Source organism: Zunongwangia pacifica (genome assembly GCF_023499215.1).
Lineage (GTDB): Bacteria > Bacteroidota > Bacteroidia > Flavobacteriales > Flavobacteriaceae > Zunongwangia > Zunongwangia pacifica.
This window is the reverse complement of sequence record NZ_JAKHSK010000018.1, coordinates 47,319-68,937: the sequence shown is the minus strand read 5'-3', so window position 1 is coordinate 68,937 and position 21,619 is coordinate 47,319. Positions and strand designations below refer to the sequence as shown.

Here is a 21,619-nt window from a genome sequence, read left to right as displayed (position 1 = left end):
ATATACGTCTTTAATGCAATACGGTATTTGCCCTCTAAGCATTGTGCCACTTCGCTTTGCCCCATCTAATGAAAGCGAAATGATCTCACAACTTCTTTATGGAGAACATTTTAAAATACTTGAAGAACGTGCAAAATGGAGTAAAATTCGTGTTGCTTTTGATGCTTTTGAAGCCTGGGTTCAGAATAAACAAATCAAAAAAATAGAGGAAAATGTTTATGAAGATCTGGAGGCTCAGGATCCAGAATTATCAGCAGATTTAATCGAATTTATCTTCGATGAAAATCAGCAGTTGACTCCTGTTCCCATTGGAGCGTCTTTGAATGTAAATACTTATTTAAATCATACATTCGATGGCAGTAGGGTAACCGGAGTGCTCCCCAAAGCGCATATTATTCAATCTGCCTTATTTTATCAGAATAGTCCACATTTATGGGGTGGTAAATCTCCATTAGGAATAGATTGCAGTGGTTTTACCCAAATGGTATATAAATTAAATGGATATAAGCTGAAAAGAAATGCTGCAGAGCAGGCAAAACAAGGAGAGGCATTAAGTTTTATTGAAGAAAGTGAAGCAGGTGATTTGGCTTTTTTTGATGATCATGAAGGGATCATCAACCATGTTGGCATAATGATGCAGGATAATTATATTATTCACGTAGATGAAAAAGTACGAATAGACCGAATTGATCATTCCGGTATATTTAATACAGAATTACGCAGGCATACTCACAAACTAAGAGTTATTAAAAAGATCATTTAATAAATAATCTAAGTTTTATAGTTATACTTAGCATAAAAAAAGCCGCTGAAAAACAATTCAGCGGCTTTTTCATGATAACTTTTATCTATTACTCAAGCAATGCTTTCATTTCAGCAGCTTTTTCATTTTCTCCAATTTGGGTGTAAATATTCATCGCGGTTTTTACTGCATCTTTATTCTCCGGATTTTTCTTTACGATAGCCTCTAAATAAGGAATAGCTTCTCTATAGATATCTTTACGCTTTTCAGATAATTCTTCATAACGCTCGTTATCTTTTTTGCTCATTCCCAGTCCGTTCATCTCATCGATAATTTCGCGTTCTTTACTAAGAATAACCGCAGCAATATTCATACGGGCATTATCCATATCAGGATCAATTGATAATGCTTTTTTGTAATATTCAACTGCTTTTTCCTGATCTCCTAGCTCTGCCGTACTAACCCCTAAGTTATAATAAAGGTTCGCATCATTGGGGTTCTTTTTAACAAGCTCGTTCATAAGCTCATTATATTTTGCTTTATCCCCCATTTGATAATACATATTAGCTTCTGCCTGTAAAAGACCTAAGTCCTCTGGATTATTGGCTTTAGCATCGTCCATAGCTGCGATAGCCTTATCGTTATCACCTTCCTGAATATAGATTAAGGCAATATTTTTAGCAATCTCACCTCTTTTAGATGGCTGTTTTTCGTCTTTAGGATCACTGTATTGATCTGACTTTGCCATCATATCTCTTTGTTCTTTTGAACCAAAAGATTCAGTTTCTCCAGTTTCAGTATTTACAGCGGTATAACTAATTGAAGATCCATCGTAGTTTAATTCCTTAAGTTGCTCGTAATACTTTAAAGCTGAATTATAATCCTGTGCATTTAAAGAGTTTGCGGCAGCATAATAAAGATAAATAGTGTCCTGTTGATTTAATTCGTAACTAGCCACCAATTTGTTTGCTGCACTCTTATAATTTTCGGTATTCTGATCGTCGATCGCACTTTGCACAATCTGATTTCTAAGATTGGCCAATCCTTGCTCTGCATCATCACTACCCATATCTATAGCTTTTTTATAAGCTTCCCCGGCAGTTTTAAAGTCTTCAACAGAGGTCGATTTTCCATCCCCTAAATAAGCCTTCGCTTTGTCCAAATAGAATCTTTCTTTCCATTTGTCGTTAGCTTCAGATAGTTTTCCTTCAGCCGTTGTTAATTCAGTTTTAGCCTGAGCGAAATTACCATCTTCAATAAAATCTTCAGCATTTTTGATTTCATCCTTTTGTGCTATTGCAGAAACACCTATAAAAGACAATAGCGACAATGTCAAAATATTCTTTTTCATTGTATTGGTTTATTAATTTAGTTTATTCTTCTGAATCATTTTGAACAATATCTGTGCCATCTCCTGCTTCACCCGCATTATCAGGGCTTTCTACATCTTCGATTTCATCTGCTTCAATCTCATCTTCTTCATGTAGAACTTTTGCCACAGCAGCGATAGAATCTTTACCCTTCAAATTAATTAAGCGTACTCCCTGAGTCGCCCTTCCCATTACACGAAGATCACTAACTTCTAAACGAATTGCAATTCCAGATTTATTGATGATCATTAAATCATCTTCGTCTGTAACGTTTTTAATGGCTACAAGATTTCCTGTCTTTTCCGTGATAGAAATTGTTTTTACTCCTTTTCCGCCACGATTAGTAATACGATAATCTTCTAGACTAGAGCGTTTTCCATATCCATTTTCAGAAACTACAAGAATATTGGATTCCATATCATCTACAGAAACCATTCCTACAACTTCATCATTATCATCGGCCAAAGTAATACCTCGCACCCCTGAAGCATTTCTTCCCATAGGTCTTGTTTTACTTTCTTCAAATCGAATGGCCTTACCACTTTTTACAGCTAACATTACCTGACTATCACCTGTAGTAAGTTTAGCTTCCAGCAGTTCATCATCTTCCTTAATAGTGATTGCATTAATACCATTTGTTCTAGGACGAGAATATTGTTCTAACGCAGTTTTTTTCACCTGACCTTTTTTAGTGGCCATGATCACAAAATGATTGTTGACATATTCCTCATCTTTGAGGTCTTGTGTACAGATAAATGCTTTAACGCGATCGTCTGGTTCTATATTAATTAGGTTTTGGATTGCTCTTCCTTTAGATGATTTACTACCCTCTGGAATTTCATAAACCCTCATCCAAAAACATTTTCCTTTTTGGGTGAAGAATAGCATGTACTGGTGATTGGTACCAGAGAATAAATATTCCAGGAAGTCTTCGTTTCTTGTATTCGATCCTTTTTGGCCTACTCCTCCTCTATTTTGTCTTTTATATTCGTTTAAAGAAGTTCTCTTAATGTATCCAGCATGAGAAATAGTGATAATCACTCTTTCATCTGGGATCATATCTTCGATACTAAGATCACCACCAGCATACTCGATAGTAGAACGTCTACCGTCACCATACTTTTCTTTTACTTCCAGCAATTCGTCCTTAATAACCTGCATTCTACGCTCTTTACGTGCCAAAATGTCTTTAAGGTCTTTAATGGTCTCTAATATTTCGTCGTATTCAGCTCTTAATTTATCTTGTTCCAGTCCGGTAAGCTGTCTTAATCGCATTTCTACGATAGCTCTTGCCTGTAATTCAGACAGTTCAAATCTATCTATTAATTTTTGGCGGGCTTCTTCAGCATTATTAGAAGAACGGATAAGGGCTATTACTTCGTCAATATTATCTGAAGCAATAATTAATCCTTCTAGGATATGCGCTCTATCTTCAGCTTTCTTTAATTCGAATTCTGTTCTACGAACTACAACTTCATGCCTATGTTCAACAAAATGATAGATAATATCCTTAAGATTCAACATTTCAGGTCTTCCCTTTACAAGCGCAATATTATTTACACTAAAAGAAGACTGTAATGCCGTATGCTTAAACAAGGTGTTTAAAACGATATTTGGGATCGCGTCACGTTTTAACTGATAAACGATACGCATCCCATGACGGTCTGATTCATCTCTAATAAGACTAATCCCTTCGATCTTTTTATCATTAATAAGATCTGCCGTCTTTTTAATCATATCGGCTTTATTAACCTGATATGGAATTTCAGTAACGACGATACATTCTCTACCATTTACTTCTTCAAGAGAACTTTTTGCGCGCATTACAATACGCCCTCTACCTGTTTTAAAGGCTTCACGAACACCGTCATAACCATAAATGATCCCTCCAGTAGGAAAATCTGGTGCTTTGATGTGTTGCATTAGCTCATCAATTTCGATATCATGATTCTCGATATAAGCTACTGTACCATCAATAACCTCAGTTAAATTATGAGGCGCCATATTCGTAGCCATACCCACGGCAATACCACTAGCACCATTTACCAATAAGTTTGGAATTCGGGTGGGTAGTACAACTGGTTCATTTAATGAATCATCGAAGTTTAGTTGGGTGTCTACTGTTTCTTTATCGATATCAGCAAGCATATCCTCACTGATTTTTCGCATTCTAGCCTCGGTATAACGCATTGCTGCGGGACTATCACCATCAACAGATCCAAAGTTACCCTGGCCATCTACAAGCATGTACCTCATACTCCATTCCTGCGCCATTCTAACCATGGTATCGTATACAGATGAGTCACCATGCGGGTGATACTTACCTAATACCTCTCCTACAATTCTTGCTGACTTTTTATATGCTCTGTTAGAAAGTACGCCTAATTCGTACATTCCAAATAAAACTCTACGATGCACCGGCTTAAGACCATCACGAACATCCGGCAACGCACGTGACACAATGACCGACATTGAATAATCAATGTAGGCCGATTTCATCTCTTCTTCAATGTTGATAGGAATAAGCTTTTCTCCTTCAGCCATATTACAAAATTGTTTAGTTCACAAATCTAACCGGCTAATTTACATATTTTATGTATGTATCGTGGTTCTTAAGAAAGAGTTTTCCCAGTTTTTATTAACAAAATTTTATTGTGACAAAGTTGATAAGTTAACACTGCTATATTTTGATTTTTGGAAGTATTTTTGTCAATTAGCTATATATTCGGGCTTAGGTATAGTTTTTGCCTTAAATCAGAATAAAAATTAACATAGTAGAGAAAGGAAAAAACATGGATGATAATTTTTCACCTAGGGTAAAGGATGTAATAGCGTACAGTAAAGAAGAGGCTTTAAGACTTGGCCATGACTTTATTGGAACTGAACATTTGATGCTTGGATTATTGAGAGACGGTGACGGGAAAGCCATAGACATCCTAAACGCTCTGGATATCGATTTAAGCCATTTAAGAAGAAAAGTAGAGATTTTAAGTCCTGCTAATCCAAATATGACGGCAGTTTCTAATGAGAAAAAGAACCTGCATTTAACAAGACAGGCTGAACGTGCCCTTAAAACAACGTTTTTGGAGGCTAAATTATTTCAGAGTCCAAATATTAATACGGCGCACCTGTTATTGTGTATTTTAAGAAATGAAAACGATCCCACCACTAAATTACTTAATAAGCTTAAGATTGATTATGATGGGGTAAAAGATCAATTTAAATTTATGATCGCAAACGACGATACAGATTATACACAGGGACCTTCAGCCGATTCATTCTCTGATGAAGATGGTACAGATGATGCTACAAAAGATAATCCTTTTAGTGGAACAGGTGCTACAGGTAGCGGCGGAGCTGCAGGTAAATCAAATAAAAAATCCAAAACCCCGGTTTTAGATAATTTTGGTCGTGATTTAACAGCAATGGCAGAAGCTGATAAACTGGACCCTGTGGTAGGTAGGGAAAAAGAAATTGAGCGAGTTTCCCAAATTCTTAGTAGACGTAAGAAAAATAACCCGTTATTAATAGGAGAACCAGGAGTTGGTAAATCTGCAATTGCAGAAGGTCTTGCCTTAAGGATCGTAAAGCGTAAAGTGTCAAGAATTCTATTTGACAAGCGCGTAGTTACCCTGGATCTTGCAAGTTTAGTTGCCGGTACAAAATATCGTGGGCAGTTTGAAGAGCGCATGAAAGCGGTAATGAACGAACTTGAGAAAAATGACGATATTATTCTTTTTATAGACGAAATTCATACCATAGTTGGTGCAGGTGGCGCAACCGGCAGTTTAGATGCCAGCAATATGTTTAAGCCCGCATTGGCAAGAGGAGAAATTCAATGTATTGGTGCCACAACTTTAGATGAGTATCGCCAGTATATCGAAAAAGACGGAGCTTTAGAGCGACGTTTCCAAAAAGTGATTGTCGAGCCAACTTCAGTTGAAGAAACTATAGAAATTCTTAATAATATTAAAGATAAGTACGAAGATCATCATAACGTAGAATACACCGCAGAAGCTATTGAAGCCTGTGTAAAGTTAACCAATCGTTATATGACCGATAGATTCCTTCCAGATAAAGCTATAGATGCTTTAGATGAAGCAGGATCCCGTGTACATATCACTAATATTGATGTGCCGAAACAAATTCTTGATCTTGAGCGTAAATTAGAAGAAGTACGCGAAAAGAAAAATACTGTTGTTAAGAAACAGAAATACGAAGAAGCGGCTAAATTAAGGGACGATGAAAAAAATCTTGAAAAGGAATTAGCGATTGCTCAGGAGCGTTGGGAAGAAGAATCAAAGAAACATAAAGAAATTGTAAACGAAGATAGCGTTGCCGATGTTGTTTCTATGATGACAGGGGTTCCGGTAAACCGTATTGCTCAAACCGAGTCGAATAAACTGGTAGAACTTCCTAATAAAATCAAAGGAAAAGTTATTGGTCAGGACGATGCAGTAGCAAAAGTGGTAAAAGCCATACAACGTAACCGTGCCGGACTTAAAGATCCAAATAAACCGATTGGTTCCTTTATCTTCTTAGGGCAGACTGGTGTTGGTAAAACACAGTTAGCTAAAGTACTGGCCCGTGAGCTTTTTGATAATGAAGACACATTAATTAGAATTGATATGAGCGAATACATGGAAAAATTCGCCGTATCAAGATTAATTGGTGCACCTCCGGGATATGTAGGTTATGAAGAAGGTGGCCAGCTTACCGAAAAAGTAAGAAGAAAACCTTATGCCGTTATTCTTTTAGACGAGGTAGAGAAAGCGCATCCAGATGTTTTCAATATGTTACTACAGGTTTTAGATGATGGATATTTAACTGATAGTCTAGGTCGAAAAATCGATTTTAGAAATACGATTATTATCATGACCTCTAATATCGGAGCCAGAAAACTCAAAGACTTTGGTCAGGGTATTGGTTTTGGTACACAATCGCAAAGAGCACAGGCCGATGATAATGCACGCGGAGTGATCCAAAATGCGCTTAAAAAAGCATTCGCTCCAGAATTCCTGAATAGGATTGACGATGTGATTGTTTTCAACGCATTAGAAAGAGAAGATATTCATAAAATTATCGATATCGAACTTTCTAAATTATATGGTAGAATTGGCGGTCTTGGTTACGAACTAAAATTGAGCGAAAAAGCTAAAGATTTTATTGCTGAAAAAGGTTTTGACAAACAATATGGAGCCAGACCTTTAAACCGTGCTATTCAGAAATATATTGAAGATGCTCTCGCTGAAGAGATCATTAATTCTAAAATAGCTGAAGGAGATAAAATTGAAATGGATTATAAAGAAGGTGAAGATGAACTGGTTATAAAAGTCAAAAAAGGCAAGAATACCGAGGAAGAATCTGAGTCTAAAAAATAATTCTATAAAATATAAATTCTATAAAAAGCCTCACAGTTTCGTGGGGCTTTCCCTATTTTAGCCTGTCCCAAATCTAAATTCAATTCCGAAAATGAATCTTATAAAATTTAAAGACTTTCAATTAACCCTAACACCAACCTATATCCAATTTGAACTTTTCCATGAATCTCATTTTGGTCTACAAGAATTCCATAAATGTTTTAAACTGAAAATAGAGCACTACAGAAGTGAAAAAATAGGAATCGTTGTGAAAAGGATACATCCTAAAGATAAATATTCATTCGATCCAATGATATTACTGTCTGAAAAAAAAACTATTGAAAAACATGTAAAATGGGTTATTCTGGTTTCAGATCAATATATCGATGCATTAAATCTTAAGTTTGTAAAAATTTTCACCAATGTACAGTGCCTGCATTTTTCAGAATACAGCGAAGCAATGCAAATTATTAATTCAAATAATCTTCCCTGATAATAAAATGTTCTAAAAATATTTTTGATTGCTGAATTAATGGTGCCATCATCACATCTTCGGTAACGATCGGTACTTTTTCTCTAAAATTCGCTAATACCTGTTCTATTTTTTCTGAAGACTTTGCCGGCGATCTAAAATGTAAGCCCTGGGAAGCATTAAATAATTCGATAGCCAGCACCGAATCCACATTTTCCATTACCCTAATTAATTTGGTAGCAGCGTTGGCCCCCATACTCACATGATCCTCCTGTCCATTTGAAGAAACAATAGAATCTACTGAAGCCGGCATACATAATTGCTTATTTTGGCTCACAATACTGGCTGCCGTATATTGCGGAATCATAAATCCGCTATTTAAACCTGGATTTTCTACCAAAAAGTTAGGTAATCCTCGCAATCCCGAAACCAATTGATACGTTCTTCTCTCAGAAATATTAGCCAATTCGGCCATGGCGATGGCCAGATAATCCATAGCCAAAGCTAAAGGCTGACCATGAAAATTTCCTCCGGAAATTATTTTATCGGCCTTCACAAAAATATTTGGATTATCGGTAACCGAATTGATTTCGGTTTTCACGGTTTTATGCACAAATGCCAAAGTATCCTTTGTAGCACCGTGAACCTGAGGCACACATCTAAACGAATAAGGATCCTGTACATTTTCTTTTTCCTGCTGCGCTAACTCACTACCCGCTAAAAAATTTCGAATACGTTCAGCCGTTTTTATCTGTCCGCGGTGCGGTCTTACCAGATGTACCAATTCATCAAAAGGAGATAAATTACAATCGAACGCATCCATAGAAACCGCGCTTATAAAATCTGCACAATACGATAATTTATAGGCTTTAATTAAGCCATGTACGGCATGAGCACTCATAAACTGAGTTCCGTTTAAAAGTGCCAGACCTTCTTTAGATTGTAGTTTTACAGGTTTCCAGTTATATCTTTCTAAAATTGAAGCCCCAGAAACGATTTCATTTTTATAGTATACTTCCCCCTCGCCTATTAATGGCAAGGCCAAATGGGCTAATGGCGCTAAATCTCCAGAAGCGCCTAAAGAGCCCTGTTCGTACACCACCGGCAAAATATCTTCATTAAAAAAATCGATTAAACGCTCTGTGGTTTCTAATGCTACACCAGAATTTCCATAGCTTAACGACTGGATTTTCAGCAAAAGCATTAGGCGTATAATAGGCTTACTCACTTTGTCACCTGTTCCGCAAGCATGAGATTTTACCAGATTTTCCTGTAAAATAGTTAATTTTTCCGAAGTAATTTTCACATTACACAATGCTCCAAAGCCAGTATTAATACCGTAAACAGGCACACCACTTTCTTTAATTTTCTGGTCTAAATAAGTCCTGGATTTTGTGATATTTAAACGCGCTTCCTCACTTAAAGCCAGCTTCATGTTATTATCGATAATATCCCTGATGATATCCAAATCTAAAATTGCCGAGGTGATATAATGTGTATCTTCCATTAATCAGTTTTAAAGTATTCGAAATCGTTTGCTAAAAACAATAAGGCAAAAATCCAATTTCAAAAAATAGTATCCAAATTATTCCAATTTTATTCTGAATACCTTAAAATTATCGAGTTTTCAACCCAATTTTTCAATGCTAGAAATCATGTTTCAGATCGCCAATTTCATAAAAAGAGTAGTTATCATGAGAATGTCTTTTATTTCTTCTGGAATCATCTAATCGGCAAATAAAGACTGGAAAGCTGCGCCCATATTTTCTACAAGATCCCCTGATATTAGTGCCTGGTAAGATCGATTTTCAGCGACGATATCGCCAGATAAACCATGCAGGTATACCCCAAGGATTGCAGCAGCCAAAGGTTCATATTCTTGAGAGATCAACCCACTTATAATTCCCGATAACACATCGCCACTACCAGCCGTGGCCATGCCGGGATTTCCCGAATTGTTAATATAAATATGCCCGCCGCCAAAAATAAAAGTATGCGAGCCTTTTAAAACCAAAATAACATCATGATTTTGCGTAAATTCCTCTATCTTTTTCAACTTATCCAAATCATCCTGCCAATCGCCAATTAAACGCTGCAATTCTTTTGGATGTGGAGTCAAAACCGATTCCTTTGGAAGGAATTCTAATAATTCATCATGTTCAGAAATCATATTTAGACCATCTGCATCAATGAGCATTGGCTTTTTGGTTTGCTGAAGTAATGCTTTAAAAGCATCAACCGTTTCGGGATCCTTCCCTGCTCCCATGCCAAAGCAAATAACTGAAGGATCCATCCCATGATCGATATTGGTCAATTTATCATCATTCTTATCAGTAATTACCATAGCTTCTGGCAGTCCCGTTTGCAAAATAGTATAACCGCATTTTGGAATAAAGGTACTTACCAGCCCCGCTCCTGTTCGCAAAGCTGCTTTTGAAGATAAAAGTACGCTGCCTATTTTACCATAACTACCGCCAACAACCAAGGCATGACCATAATTCCCTTTGTGCGAATTCGACTTTCTGGGTCGGTAAAGCAATCGTGCTTCAGGTTTACCAATCAATTCCGCTTGTCCTTTTTCCGAAGCTAAGAACTCACGATCTAAACCTATATCCAATATTTGCAAATCTCCCACAAAATCCATCGTTTGCGGTAAGAAAAATACCAGTTTAGGAGTTTGAAAACTAATCGTAAAATTCGCTAAAATAAGGTGATCTTTTTCATCTGGAATACGGTCTGAAAATAATCCCGATGGCATATCTATCGCTAAAATAAAGGCTTTAGAACGATTAATATGGTCTACAAGTTGCGCGACCCAGCCCTCTAAAGGGCGGTTTAAACCAATACCAAAAATGGCATCGATCACAAATTCATTTAGATCGATTTCAGGAAAATCATTAGCCGATTTTATATATTCTGGCCAATCGTTTGTGGTTTCTTTTAGTCGGTCGTAATTAATCAAAAAGTCATCAGATCGATTATCGGTATAATTCACCACAAAAACCTTTACATTATAGCCTTTTTCAATCAATTGCCGGGCAATAACCAATCCATCTCCCCCATTATTACCAACACCGCAAAATATTTTAATGGCAATATCTGAGTTTTGCAGGCGTTTATGTATTTCAGCAGAAACAAGACTTGCAGCCCGTTCCATTAATTGTGTTGAAGTAATATTTTGATTTTTGATGCTCAGCTCATCTGCTTTCTTTAATTGCGCTGCAGAGAAAATCTTCATAAATCCTGGATTTTTATGGGTTTTCTCAAATATACGGCATACTTAAAGGCGAAGCGAAGCTTTGACATTTCCTTCACAATTTTAGCGAAACTGTGGTCAATTCAGCCTTAATTCTATAAATTTGCGCAAACTAAATAATCAAGATGAAAGAAGTAGCATTAGCGAATAAACATAACGAGTTGGGAGCCAAAATGGTTCCTTTTGCAGGTTTTAATATGCCGGTTTCTTACGAAGGTGTAAATGCAGAGCATCATAATGTTCGTGAAAAACTTGGTGTTTTTGATGTTTCTCACATGGGAGAATTTTTAGTGACAGGAGAAAGTGCTTTAGCGCTTATCCAGTTAATTTCTTCTAACGATGCTTCCAAACTAGTAGATGGGCAGGCACAATATACCTGTATGCCAAACGAAGATGGTGGTATTGTAGACGATATGATTATTTATCGCATAAATGCTGAAAAATATTTACTTGTTGTAAATGCGGCCAATATTGAAAAAGACTGGAACTGGATTAGCCAACACAATACGATGGATGCTAATTTAACCGATCTTAGTGAAGAACTATCCCTTTTAGCTATCCAGGGACCAAAAGCTGCTGAAGCTATGCAATCGCTAACCGATGTTGATCTTAGCGCTATGAAATTCTATACTTTTGAAATAGGAACTTTTGCCGGTGTGGAAAAAGTAATCATTTCGGCAACAGGATATACCGGTAGTGGCGGATTCGAGATTTATTTTAAAAATGAATACGCTGAAGAAATTTGGGATAAAGTAATGGAAGCCGGTAAAGATTACGGTATTCAGCCAATTGGTCTTGCCGCTCGTGATACGCTTCGTTTAGAAATGGGATTTTGTCTCTACGGAAATGATATTGATGATACAACATCACCTATCGAGGCCAAACTGGGGTGGATCACTAAATTCAATAAGGATTTTATAAATTCTGAAGCTTTAAAAAATGAGAAAGAAGAAGGTTCAAAGCGCAAACTTGTGGCGTTCGAACTTGATGAGCGTGGTATTCCCAGGCAGGGATATGATATCGTGAATGAGGAAGGAGAAGTTATAGGAAATGTTACATCGGGTACCATGTCACCTTCATTAGAGAAAGGAATAGGCTTAGGATATGTAAAGACAGAATATGTAGGTTTTGGGAAGAAAATCAATATTCAAATCCGTAAAAAAGCTATTCCTGCCACTCAGGTGAAATTGCCCTTTTATAAAGGATAATTTATTTGGAACGAATATTAGTATTAGGAGCTAGCGGCTTTATTGGCAATGCCATTTATAAAGAGCTATGCTCCTATTTTGATACTCACGGCAGCTACTGTAAAGATAATAGCGCATTAGAAAAAAACCATCAGTTTCATCAATACGATATGGAAACCGATAGTTTGGATCTTTTACTCTACAATTTAAAACCAAGTATTATCATATCTGCCGTTCGCGGTAGTTTTGAAGCGCAGCTAGCGCTGCATTATTCAGCAATAAGCTATATTTTAACGCATCCCTGTAAGCTTATTTTTTTAAGTTCTGCCAACGTTTTTGATGCCTTTACCAATTACCCCAGTTACGAATATGATAAAACATTATCGCAAAGTATCTATGGGCGGTTTAAGATTAAAATCGAGAATGCGCTTTTAAGGCTGCCCAATGATAAATACAATATTCTAAGATTGCCTATGGTTTTTGGCCAGGCTTCTCCCCGATTAAACGAGATTAAAACGCTAATCGATTTGGGCGAAGCCATAGAAGTATTCCCAAATGTGGTGATTAATGTTACTGAAATTAGTAAGATCACACAGCAAATTCACTATATCATCAATCGAAAATTACAAGGCGTTTTTCATTTAGGAAGTTCAGATCTGGTACACCAAAAAGATTTTATTGAAGATGTTTGTGAAATTTTAGGCTATGAAAATCCGTTTTTTAAAAATGTGTACGATAGCAATAACGATCGTTTCTTAGCGGTATTGCCAAAGGATAATTTACTACCGGCTAATCTTCAGATAAGTGTACAGGAAGTCGTGGAAGCCAGCATAAAAAAATAGGTTAATCTTATATTAAAGCACTCCTCTTTATATTATTTCAAGTAAAGTATTCCTAAATTGAATTATAGATAAAATTGTTTCAACTATGGAAAAACTAACCGAAGAACAAATCAATAAAAAAATGGAAAGTCTTGAAGGATGGACGTATGCAAAAGAAGCCATTCACACATCTTTTAAATTCGAGAACTTTAAAGATGCCTTTACGGTAATGACCAGGATTGCTTTTGAGGCTGAAGCTATGCAGCATCATCCTAACTGGGCCAATTCTTTCAACGAATTGGAAATTTCGTTATCCACACACGATGCAGGCGGAGTCACCGAGAAGGATTTTAAAATGGCAAAAGCCATAGAAGAAATCGTTGAAGCCAAATAAGGCTAAAACTGAGTAAACTACCTCGGGGCAAGCCCACGAGGCATTCGATAGAGACAAAATTATAATTTCGAGGCGATCCTCGGGGTATTAAACCCTGTGGCCATGCCAATAACAATTCATTATTTCAGAAAGCTCCTAATTTGAAATCATTTTAGGAGCTTTTTTTATATTTTTGCCCGGATTTCATTTTTATTATCATGGGAAGAGCATTTGAATTTAGAAAGGCGCGTAAGATGAAGCGTTGGTCTGCAATGGCCAAAGCCTTTACTCGTATAGGAAAAGATATTGTAATGGCCGTTAAAGAAGGTGGTCCAGATCCAGATTCTAACTCTAAGCTTAGAGCGGTGATCCAAAACGCCAAGAGTGTTAACATGCCCAAAGACAATATCGAACGTGCCATTAAAAGGGCTACAGATAAAAGTCAGGGAGATTATAAGATCGTTCTTTTTGAAGGATATGCTCCACACGGGATTGCGATTTTAGTTGAAACCGCTACAGATAATAATAACCGTACCGTAGCCAATGTACGTTCATATTTCAATAAATGTGATGGAAACTTAGGAACTTCCGGGTCTGTAGAGTTTATGTTCGATCACACTTGTAACTTTAGGATTAATGCTGAAGGTTTGGACGTAGAAGAATTAGAGCTTGAATTTATCGATTATGGAGCTGAAGAAGTTTTTGAAGATGAAGACGGAATTCACATCTACGCTCCTTTCGAAAACTTTGGAAGCATCCAAAAAGAATTAGAAAGCAGGGATATTGAAATAATTTCTTCAGGATTCGAAAGAATCCCTCAGGTTACCAAACAACTTACTCCAGAGCAGGCCGAGGATGTAGAAAAATTATTAGAAAAATTAGAAGAGGATGATGATGTACAAAATGTATATCATACCATGGAAGAATCTTCATCAGAAGAATAAAACCAAAACCTTCTTCAAAATAAATCCTTCTATTAATGAGGAATCAAAAAGTCTCGTTATTTATTGAATAACGAGACTTTTTGATTTATGTTTTCGCTTCCTTTTTTTCAGCCTTATACATTAAGTAGTGATCCAGGGAAAATTTTCCTGCACCAGTGTAAAATAATAAAACATACGAAAGTAAATAGAGAAAAGGTAATTCCTGCTTTACCAAGCCATCTGGCGCATGTACGATGATGGCGGCTACGGCCATGGTTACGATAAGCGGAATAGTAGCAACCCTTGTTCCCAGACCCAATATCAACATTATAGAACAAACAAATTCAGCAAGAACAGCTACCGCTAGCGTCATTGTTTGGCCAACACCCAAAGGATCTGCAAACTGTATTTCTTCCGAAGAAAAAAAGCTCATTAGTTTAGGTACGCCATGAAATAACATCAGGATCGAAATCCCAATCCTGAAAATTAATAGAATAAAATCTAATTTCGGCAGATTTAAGCTGGTGGTATACGTGTTTTTCATTGAGTTTATAAAATATTACAGTTGAGTCTATACAATATCGGCAATTTTTAAAATTAATATTACTGAAATACCCCAAATTTATCATAAAAGCTATCGTCGCACTAAACATGCCCATTCTCGTAATGAACTTCATTTAGATATTCTTATTAAACTTTGGTTTACCAAATAGTTGTAATTCCTACGATCCATCTGGATCGCTAGTGAGTAAGATCAAAACGTTCTTGAATCACAATTATTAAAAAAAACAGCCTAATCTTTAATTTTATAATACGTACCAAAGCAGGGACGAAACTCCAAGGCCTACAAGAGAAATAATGGTCGTCATGACCGTCCAGCTTTTAAACGTTTGTTTTTCGGTTAAGCCAATATATTGTCCCACCAGCCAAAATCCGCTATCATTTACATGAGAAAGGATTAATGCACCAGAGGCTACCGCTATTACTATTAAGCTGATCCTACTATCACTATAATTTGCGCCTTCTAAAAGCGGTGCTGTAATTCCTGCAGCGGTAATCATAGCCACTGTTGAAGATCCCTGTAACACTCTAACCAATGCCGCTACGATAAAACCAAAAACCAACGGATTCATAAAGCTTTCATTCAAATTGCTAGCAATCATCTCTCCCGCACCTGTGTTTATAAGAATTTGTTTAAAAGCCCCACCTGCACCCGTAAGTAAGATAATAATCCCGGCAGATTCAAAACTTTTGGCGGCTATTTTTAGTAATTTTTCTTTACTAACTCCACGTTTCACTCCTAAAAAATACCAGGCTAAAAGATTAGCGATAATTAATGCCGAAAATGGATGACCTAATAAATTGACCGTATAATTTATCCAATATGGAAATTTAGAGGCATCAATCAAAGGACTAGCTATTAAAGTATTTATAACAATTAAAAGAATAGGAACAAAAATGATCGCTGTTATCATTTTGGCAGAAGGCATTTCGTCTCCCGATGATGGATCTTCAGTAAAACTTTTAGGTGCTATATATAACGTTTTCGTTAATAACTTTGCAAAGAGTGGTCCGCTTAAAATAGCCGCAGGAATTCCCGCAGCAAAACCAAATACGATAACCCAACCAAGATCGGCTCCTAAAATATCTGCTACCGCAATGGGACCTGGTGTTGGCGGAATAAAACAATGGGTAATTGCCAGTCCTGCCAAAAGCGGAATGGCATAAAGAATTAAGGACTTTCCAGTTTTTTTACTTAAAGCATAAGTGATAGGTACTAAAATGATAAAAGCAACATCAAAAAATACAGGTATGGCCACGATAAAGCCAGTAATCATCATTGCCCACGGCGCATTTTTCTCTCCGGTTTTCTTTAAGATAAACGAAGCTAAGGCTTTGGCTCCTCCAGATTGTTCTAAAATCCCACCAAATAAAGCACCTAAACCCACTACGGTCGCGACGAAACCAAGCGTGCTGCCCATCCCCTCTTTCATGGTTTCCATAATATCGACGGCGGGCATCCCGGCAAGTATCCCTACGAAAATACAAACGATGAGCAGGGCTAAAAACGCCTGAATTTTCAATTTCAGTATTAAAAATAGTAGCAAAGCGATTCCTATGCCAACCGCCAAAAGTAATTGTAATTCCATTTAAACGTGGTTTATTTTTTCCAGAACTTTATTAACCATTTCAGGAATACCCTGATCGGCATTTACCTTAATAGCATCTTTTGGCTCTTCAAGGGTATCGAATTGAGATTTAAGCAAATTGGCTTTAAAATAATGTCCTTTTCTATCTTTTAAACGTTTATAGACCAAATCATATTCGGCATGTAAATACACAAAAACCACTTCGTTTTTTAGATCACCGGCTAGGCATTGTCTATAACTCTCTTTTAAAGCTGAGCAAGCTAAGACAGCTCCTTTTTGTTTACTCCAATCTTCAATATTTTTGGCTAAAATTTGCAACCACTCTTTACGGTCTTCATCTTTTAACGCAATTCCTTTACTCATTTTTTCGACATTAGCTTCAGGATGATAATCGTCGGCATCGTAAAATGGAATGTCTAATTTCTGGGACAGGCTTTTACCTATTGTTGTTTTTCCTATCCCAGAAACGCCCATAACCACGTAAACTTTCATTCAGATAATAGTATTGATGTTGATTTATAATTTGTATTCTTTTTAATAAGCGATATCCAAAATTTCCAAAATCCGGGTTTCAGCGCCTAATTTAAATTCTGTTTGTTCACCAACTTTTAAACCTGTAACCGCCTTTGCAATTGGCGCGACAAATGCAATTTTTTGTTGCTTTACATTGGCTTCGTCTACGCCTACAATCTGAAATTGCTGAATACTATTTGTTGTATGGTTCTTTAATTTCACTTTCGCACCAAAACGAACTTCATCTTCGGGTTGTTGGTTTGGATGAATAATCCGTGCAGATGACCGTCTTTCCGCCAACAGATTCAGCTTTCCATCGATTACAGCTTTCGCCCTTCGATCTTCGGTTTCGTTATCACTGGCAATATTCACCCTTTCGGTTTCCAAACCTCGCTGTTCTTTCTCTAAAGCCTCATAACCAAAAGGTGTTACATAATTTGTTACTCCGTTTGGCAATGCCGCTCTTGGCGGTATTACCGGTGCTTCTTCCTGATCTTCTTCTTTTACAAATCCTCTACTCATGCATTATTTTTGGAATTATAGAATATACAAAAAATTATATGATTCTCGATGAAGCAAGGATATTTTTAAATCCTTTTAAAAAAAGAAGTTTAATTTTGCCAAAAGTCGATAGCACTCTTTTTCATGAAAAATTTACTGGTTATTGGATATGTCTGGCCAGAGCCTACCTCTTCTGCCGCGGGAAGCCGAATGTTGCAGTTACTAAATTTTTTTATTACTGAAAATTATACCATCACTTTTGCTACCACTACGGCACATTCTAAATACGCATTCGATCTTAAAAAATTAGGGATCAAAACGGCTAAAATCGAATTGAATAATGCCAGTTTTGATGAATTCTTAAAAGAAATACAGCCTGAAATTGTACTTTTTGATCGATTTATGATCGAAGAGCAATATGGTTGGCGTGTAGATGCTATTTGTCCTGAAGCGATTAAAATTCTAGATACTGAAGATCTCCATTTTCTTCGGAATGCAAGAAAAAAGGCTTTAAATACGGAAACCGAACTTAAAGAACTCATGTTAAACTCCGATTTAGCTAAAAGAGAGATCGCTTCTATCTATCGTTGTGATTTAAGCCTTATTATTTCAGAGATTGAAATGGATCTTTTAGCATCGATTTTTAAAATCCCTGCTGAAATTATCGAATATCTTCCCTATTTATTAGAAACTGAAAAAATCGAAAAACTAGAAGATTCAGCTTTATTTGAAGAACGCCAGGATTTTATGTTTATCGGTAATTTTCTGCACGAACCTAACTGGCAAACTACGCTGTATCTAAAACAAAAAATATGGCCTAAAATTAAGCAAAAGCTTCCCAAAGCTCAATTGCATATTTATGGAGCTTATGCCAGCGATAAGGTGTATCAACTTCAAAATAAAAAAGAAGGGTTTTTAGTGCACGGTCGCGCCGAAAATGTTGATGAAGTGATGCAGAAACACCGAATTTTGTTGGCGCCCATCCAGTTTGGTGCCGGACTAAAAGGAAAAATGATCGATGCGATGCAAAACGGACTTGTTTGTGTTACCACGCCCATTGGAGCGGAAGGCATTTCTGAAGAAAATCACTGGAACGGTTTTATTTGCACATCTGATGATGAAATGATCGAAAAAGCGGTTGCGGTTTACAACAACGAAGATTTATGGATTTCCAGGCAACAACTGGGGAAAGCTATACTAAAAGCTAAATTTTCAGCAGCAAATTTCACTCCTCCCTTTCGGCAAAAATTAATAGATATAAAGGCTAATCTTGGCAAACACCGTAGTAAAAATTTTATCGGAGCTATGCTTAAATTCCACAATAACCGCAGTACCTATTTTATGTCTAGATTTATTGAAGAGAAGGAAAAAAATAAAGCCAGAACATGACCATAAAATTACCGTGTTGAGTTTTGCTACGGTTTATCCTCATTATAATATCATTAAAGAGGTAAAAAAAGGCCATACAAAAGAAAGAATCATACCGGGTTATTAGTAGTTAACGGATTTTAGCGATAAAGAATTATCGAATCTAATCGAAAAGAAAGTCAGCTTTAAGGAGTTTTTTGACAAAGCTCATTTAAATCCTAATGCTTTTTATTAAAGGTGGTATTTGTGATTATCGTATTGAAGAAATTGAAACGCCACTTACCAGACAGGTGCGTTATTTAGATAAGTTGATCGATGAATTAGCGAAAGACAGAAAGATGGAAAAGATCTTAAGTTCTGAATAAAAACAGGCCTCAAAATAACGAATATCGGCTCATCGCTTTTTGCCATTTCTCATAAAAAACCGTCGAATTCTAGGGGAAATCGACGGCATTCATTACACAAAAGGAACAGTTAAAACTACTCATAAACAGATTTTTAAACCAACTGATTTAAACTTTCACTAAAAAGTTTTTGATTTAAGCTTCTAAGGGTTTTAATTTTATTTTGGGTATCTACCAAGATAGAAATATTATTGTTACTACCACCATAGCTAATCATCCTTACAGGAATATCATTTAATAATTCGAATAACTTGTAGGTTGAATGATCCTGGATCACAGATTCTCCTACGATACACACAATACTCTGATTACGATCTACGGTAATTTCACCGTAGGCATTTAGTTCTTCTAAAATTTTATCCAGGTTCCGGGTATCGTCTATGGTTAGGGAAATGGCAATTTCTGAGGTTGTAATCATATCGATAGAGGTTTCGTAATTATCAAAAACATCAAATATTTTACGAAGGAAACCATGCGCCATCAACATTCGGTTTGATTTAATTTTAATCGCCGTGATATCGTCTTTCGCTGCAATCGCTTTAAGTCCTTTGCTATGAACTTCAGAAGATATTTTAGTTCCGGTTTTTTCAGGTGTAAAGGTGTTTTTCAGAAAAATAGGAATTCCTTTATGGATTACCGGTGAGACGGTTTGTGGATGTAAAATTTTGGCTCCAAAATAAGCAAGCTCGGCTGCTTCTTCAAAAGTTAATTCTGAAATTGGGTACGTTCCTTCTACGTGACGTGGATCATTATTGTGGAAACCATCAATGTCTGTCCATATTTGCACTTCTGAAGCCTGTACTGCAGCACCAACAATTGTTGCCGTATAATCACTTCCCCCTCTTTTTAAAGTGCTAATTTCGTTATGCTTATTGATACAAACAAAACCCTGAGTAATATATAAATCTGATCGTTTTCCTTGTAAATGTGCATCTAAAAGTTCACCCACTCTATTGGTATCAGGATTTTCAAGATTATGAACTTCCATAAATTCTTTGGCATCTAACCAGATATTTTCGATCCCCTGAGATTTAAAATATTGAGAAACCATAAAAGTAAGCATGATCTCACCGTAAGTTACAATTTCAGCATAAACGGCATCTGCATACTCTTTATGGCCGGCAGCCAATAAGTCTTCCAGACGTTTCGCTACAAAAGATTTTGTTTCTTTATTTAAAGTTTCGTCCTGAATAAGGCGATCAATAGCCAAAAAATGACGTTCCTGAAGCTTATTGATAATGGCTTCAATTTCCTTATAATTTTGTGTTTTCGATAAATTAGAAATCGCTACAAGTTCGTTTGTTACGCCACTCATTGCCGATAACACCAACAGTTTTCTTCCTTCCTGTCCTAAGGTGATATTCTTTACATTTTCGATACTTTCAGGAGTCCCTACAGATGTCCCGCCAAATTTTAAAACTTTCATCTTCATTCTTTTGATGTTGCATAATTAAAATGAAGCGGGATGAGATTAAAAAAAATGATTCATTTTATATACATTTGTACAAAATGTGTAATATTTAACAATGAAGACGATAACCACCTGTGTTCATGATATCATACGGCATCAACCTTTTTTAGATGATGCCATAGCCAGGGATATTGTAAACTTTAGCGGACTGGCGGAAGATCTACGTCCTGAAGTTGAAAAAGAGATGCGGAAACCGGTAAAGGTTGGCAGTATTATTATGGCCTTGCGTCGTTATGCTCCCAAGCGCACCAAAATTAACATGAACAGTTTACGGGAGTTAGGCGATATTATTGTTAGATCTGGCATAACAGAATACACGTTTTTAAACTCTAAAACCATTATAGCCAATAAATCGAGGCTACTGGATGCGGTAAAAGACCAAACCGGGGTATACCTTAATTATTCCAGCAATTATCAGGAAAGTAATATTTTAGTATCCTCTTCTTTAACCAATCTTGTTGAAGACTACTTTAAAAATGAAGTTCGTGTAACCATTAAAGAAGATTTATCCTCTATCACTATTGCCCTGCCCAAAAATAGCAGCCAGTCTGTTGGTTTGTATTTTTATATATTCAAATTACTGGCTTACGAAGGCATACCGGTTTTTGAGATGATTTCTACCTCCAATTATTTTGCCCTATTTTTAGAGCGTGAATATGTAAATAAAGCGTTTTTACTGCTAAACGAAATTAAGACGAGTTAAATTCT

The 21,619-nt window shown here is 36.5% G+C and carries 20 protein-coding genes; 11 read left to right on the top strand and 9 right to left on the bottom strand.

Translation table 11 applies throughout. The features are described from left to right. The first annotated feature begins 13 nt into the window (after positions 1-13). Positions 14-763 (top strand): C40 family peptidase, encoded by a 750-nt coding sequence (locus tag L1967_RS13235; RefSeq protein WP_249602035.1) that lies wholly within the window; start codon positions 14-16, stop codon positions 761-763. 88 nt (positions 764-851) lie between these two features. Here L1967_RS13235 and L1967_RS13230 read toward each other — a convergent pair whose 3' ends face one another. Further along, positions 852-2,093: a tetratricopeptide repeat protein gene (locus L1967_RS13230; RefSeq protein WP_249602034.1), complete on the bottom strand. Its 1,242-nt coding sequence runs from the start codon at positions 2,091-2,093 to the stop codon at positions 852-854. A 22-nt stretch (positions 2,094-2,115) separates the two neighbouring features. Continuing rightward, a complete protein-coding gene (gyrA, locus tag L1967_RS13225) occupies positions 2,116-4,656 on the bottom strand; it encodes a DNA gyrase subunit A (RefSeq protein ID WP_249602033.1) in 2,541 nt (846 codons plus the stop codon). A 248-nt stretch (positions 4,657-4,904) separates the two neighbouring features. On the opposite strand from gyrA, the gene L1967_RS13220 reads away from it, so the two are divergent. Together L1967_RS13220 and L1967_RS13215 are read left to right on the top strand one after the other, a co-directional pair. After that, on the top strand, positions 4,905-7,493 hold the full coding sequence (locus L1967_RS13220; protein WP_249602032.1) for an ATP-dependent Clp protease ATP-binding subunit: 2,589 nt from the start codon (positions 4,905-4,907) through the stop codon (positions 7,491-7,493). A 91-nt stretch (positions 7,494-7,584) separates the two neighbouring features. Then, complete coding sequence (locus tag L1967_RS13215) at positions 7,585-7,965, top strand: hypothetical protein (protein WP_249602031.1); 381 nt, start codon at positions 7,585-7,587, stop codon at positions 7,963-7,965. On the opposite strand, the gene hutH is transcribed toward L1967_RS13215, so the two are convergent. Then, entirely contained in the window at positions 7,943-9,451 is a 1,509-nt protein-coding gene (gene hutH / locus L1967_RS13210; RefSeq protein ID WP_249602030.1) for a histidine ammonia-lyase, read from the bottom strand. The two genes, L1967_RS13215 and hutH, sit on opposite strands and share 23 nt — an antisense overlap. 219 nt (positions 9,452-9,670) lie before the next feature. Further along, entirely contained in the window at positions 9,671-11,182 is a 1,512-nt protein-coding gene (locus L1967_RS13205; RefSeq protein WP_249602029.1) for an NAD(P)H-hydrate dehydratase, read from the bottom strand. A gap of 143 nt (positions 11,183-11,325) precedes the next feature. Between L1967_RS13205 and gcvT the strand changes: the two genes are divergently transcribed. From gcvT to L1967_RS13185, 4 genes are all read left to right on the top strand, one after another. Further along, on the top strand, positions 11,326-12,408 hold the full coding sequence (gcvT, locus tag L1967_RS13200; protein ID WP_249602028.1) for a glycine cleavage system aminomethyltransferase GcvT: 1,083 nt from the start codon (positions 11,326-11,328) through the stop codon (positions 12,406-12,408). A 5-nt stretch (positions 12,409-12,413) separates the two neighbouring features. Beyond that, positions 12,414-13,229 (top strand): sugar nucleotide-binding protein, encoded by an 816-nt coding sequence (locus L1967_RS13195; protein ID WP_249602027.1) that lies wholly within the window; start codon positions 12,414-12,416, stop codon positions 13,227-13,229. 85 nt (positions 13,230-13,314) lie between these two features. After that, positions 13,315-13,602 (top strand): 4a-hydroxytetrahydrobiopterin dehydratase, encoded by a 288-nt coding sequence (locus tag L1967_RS13190; RefSeq protein ID WP_249602026.1) that lies wholly within the window; start codon positions 13,315-13,317, stop codon positions 13,600-13,602. A 197-nt stretch (positions 13,603-13,799) separates the two neighbouring features. Continuing rightward, complete coding sequence (locus L1967_RS13185; protein WP_249602025.1) at positions 13,800-14,525, top strand: YebC/PmpR family DNA-binding transcriptional regulator; 726 nt, start codon at positions 13,800-13,802, stop codon at positions 14,523-14,525. A gap of 85 nt (positions 14,526-14,610) precedes the next feature. Here the strand turns inward: L1967_RS13185 and L1967_RS13180 are convergent, their stop codons facing one another. The 4 genes from L1967_RS13180 to L1967_RS13165 form a co-directional block, all read right to left on the bottom strand. Beyond that, complete coding sequence (locus L1967_RS13180; RefSeq protein ID WP_249602024.1) at positions 14,611-15,048, bottom strand: DoxX family protein; 438 nt, start codon at positions 15,046-15,048, stop codon at positions 14,611-14,613. A 262-nt stretch (positions 15,049-15,310) separates the two neighbouring features. Continuing rightward, complete coding sequence (locus L1967_RS13175; RefSeq protein ID WP_249602023.1) at positions 15,311-16,654, bottom strand: GntP family permease; 1,344 nt, start codon at positions 16,652-16,654, stop codon at positions 15,311-15,313. Then, positions 16,655-17,146: a gluconokinase gene (locus tag L1967_RS13170; protein ID WP_249602022.1), complete on the bottom strand. Its 492-nt coding sequence runs from the start codon at positions 17,144-17,146 to the stop codon at positions 16,655-16,657. It lies immediately after the preceding gene. 42 nt (positions 17,147-17,188) lie between these two features. Further along, positions 17,189-17,689: a GreA/GreB family elongation factor gene (locus tag L1967_RS13165; RefSeq protein ID WP_249602021.1), complete on the bottom strand. Its 501-nt coding sequence runs from the start codon at positions 17,687-17,689 to the stop codon at positions 17,189-17,191. A 123-nt stretch (positions 17,690-17,812) separates the two neighbouring features. Between L1967_RS13165 and L1967_RS13160 the strand changes: the two genes are divergently transcribed. The 3 genes from L1967_RS13160 (at position 17,813) to L1967_RS22405 (ending at position 19,401) form a co-directional block, all read left to right on the top strand. Further along, positions 17,813-19,057 (top strand): glycosyltransferase family 4 protein, encoded by a 1,245-nt coding sequence (locus tag L1967_RS13160; protein WP_249602020.1) that lies wholly within the window; start codon positions 17,813-17,815, stop codon positions 19,055-19,057. Between the two features lie 145 nt (positions 19,058-19,202). Continuing rightward, a complete protein-coding gene (locus L1967_RS22410) occupies positions 19,203-19,271 on the top strand; it encodes a hypothetical protein (protein ID WP_338063543.1) in 69 nt (22 codons plus the stop codon). Then, a complete protein-coding gene (locus L1967_RS22405) occupies positions 19,258-19,401 on the top strand; it encodes a DUF2200 family protein (RefSeq protein WP_338063540.1) in 144 nt (47 codons plus the stop codon). The genes L1967_RS22410 and L1967_RS22405 overlap by 14 nt, the downstream gene beginning before the upstream one ends. Before the next feature lie 133 nt (positions 19,402-19,534). Here L1967_RS22405 and L1967_RS13150 read toward each other — a convergent pair whose 3' ends face one another. Next, the gene (locus tag L1967_RS13150; protein WP_249602019.1) at positions 19,535-20,866 is read right to left on the bottom strand and encodes an aspartate kinase; all 1,332 of its coding nucleotides are present in this window, start codon (positions 20,864-20,866) and stop codon (positions 19,535-19,537) included. Between the two features lie 100 nt (positions 20,867-20,966). Here L1967_RS13150 and L1967_RS13145 point away from each other — a divergent pair, with 100 nt between their 5' ends. Continuing rightward, positions 20,967-21,614 (top strand): hypothetical protein, encoded by a 648-nt coding sequence (locus L1967_RS13145; protein ID WP_249602018.1) that lies wholly within the window; start codon positions 20,967-20,969, stop codon positions 21,612-21,614. The last annotated feature ends 5 nt before the right edge of the window (positions 21,615-21,619 follow it).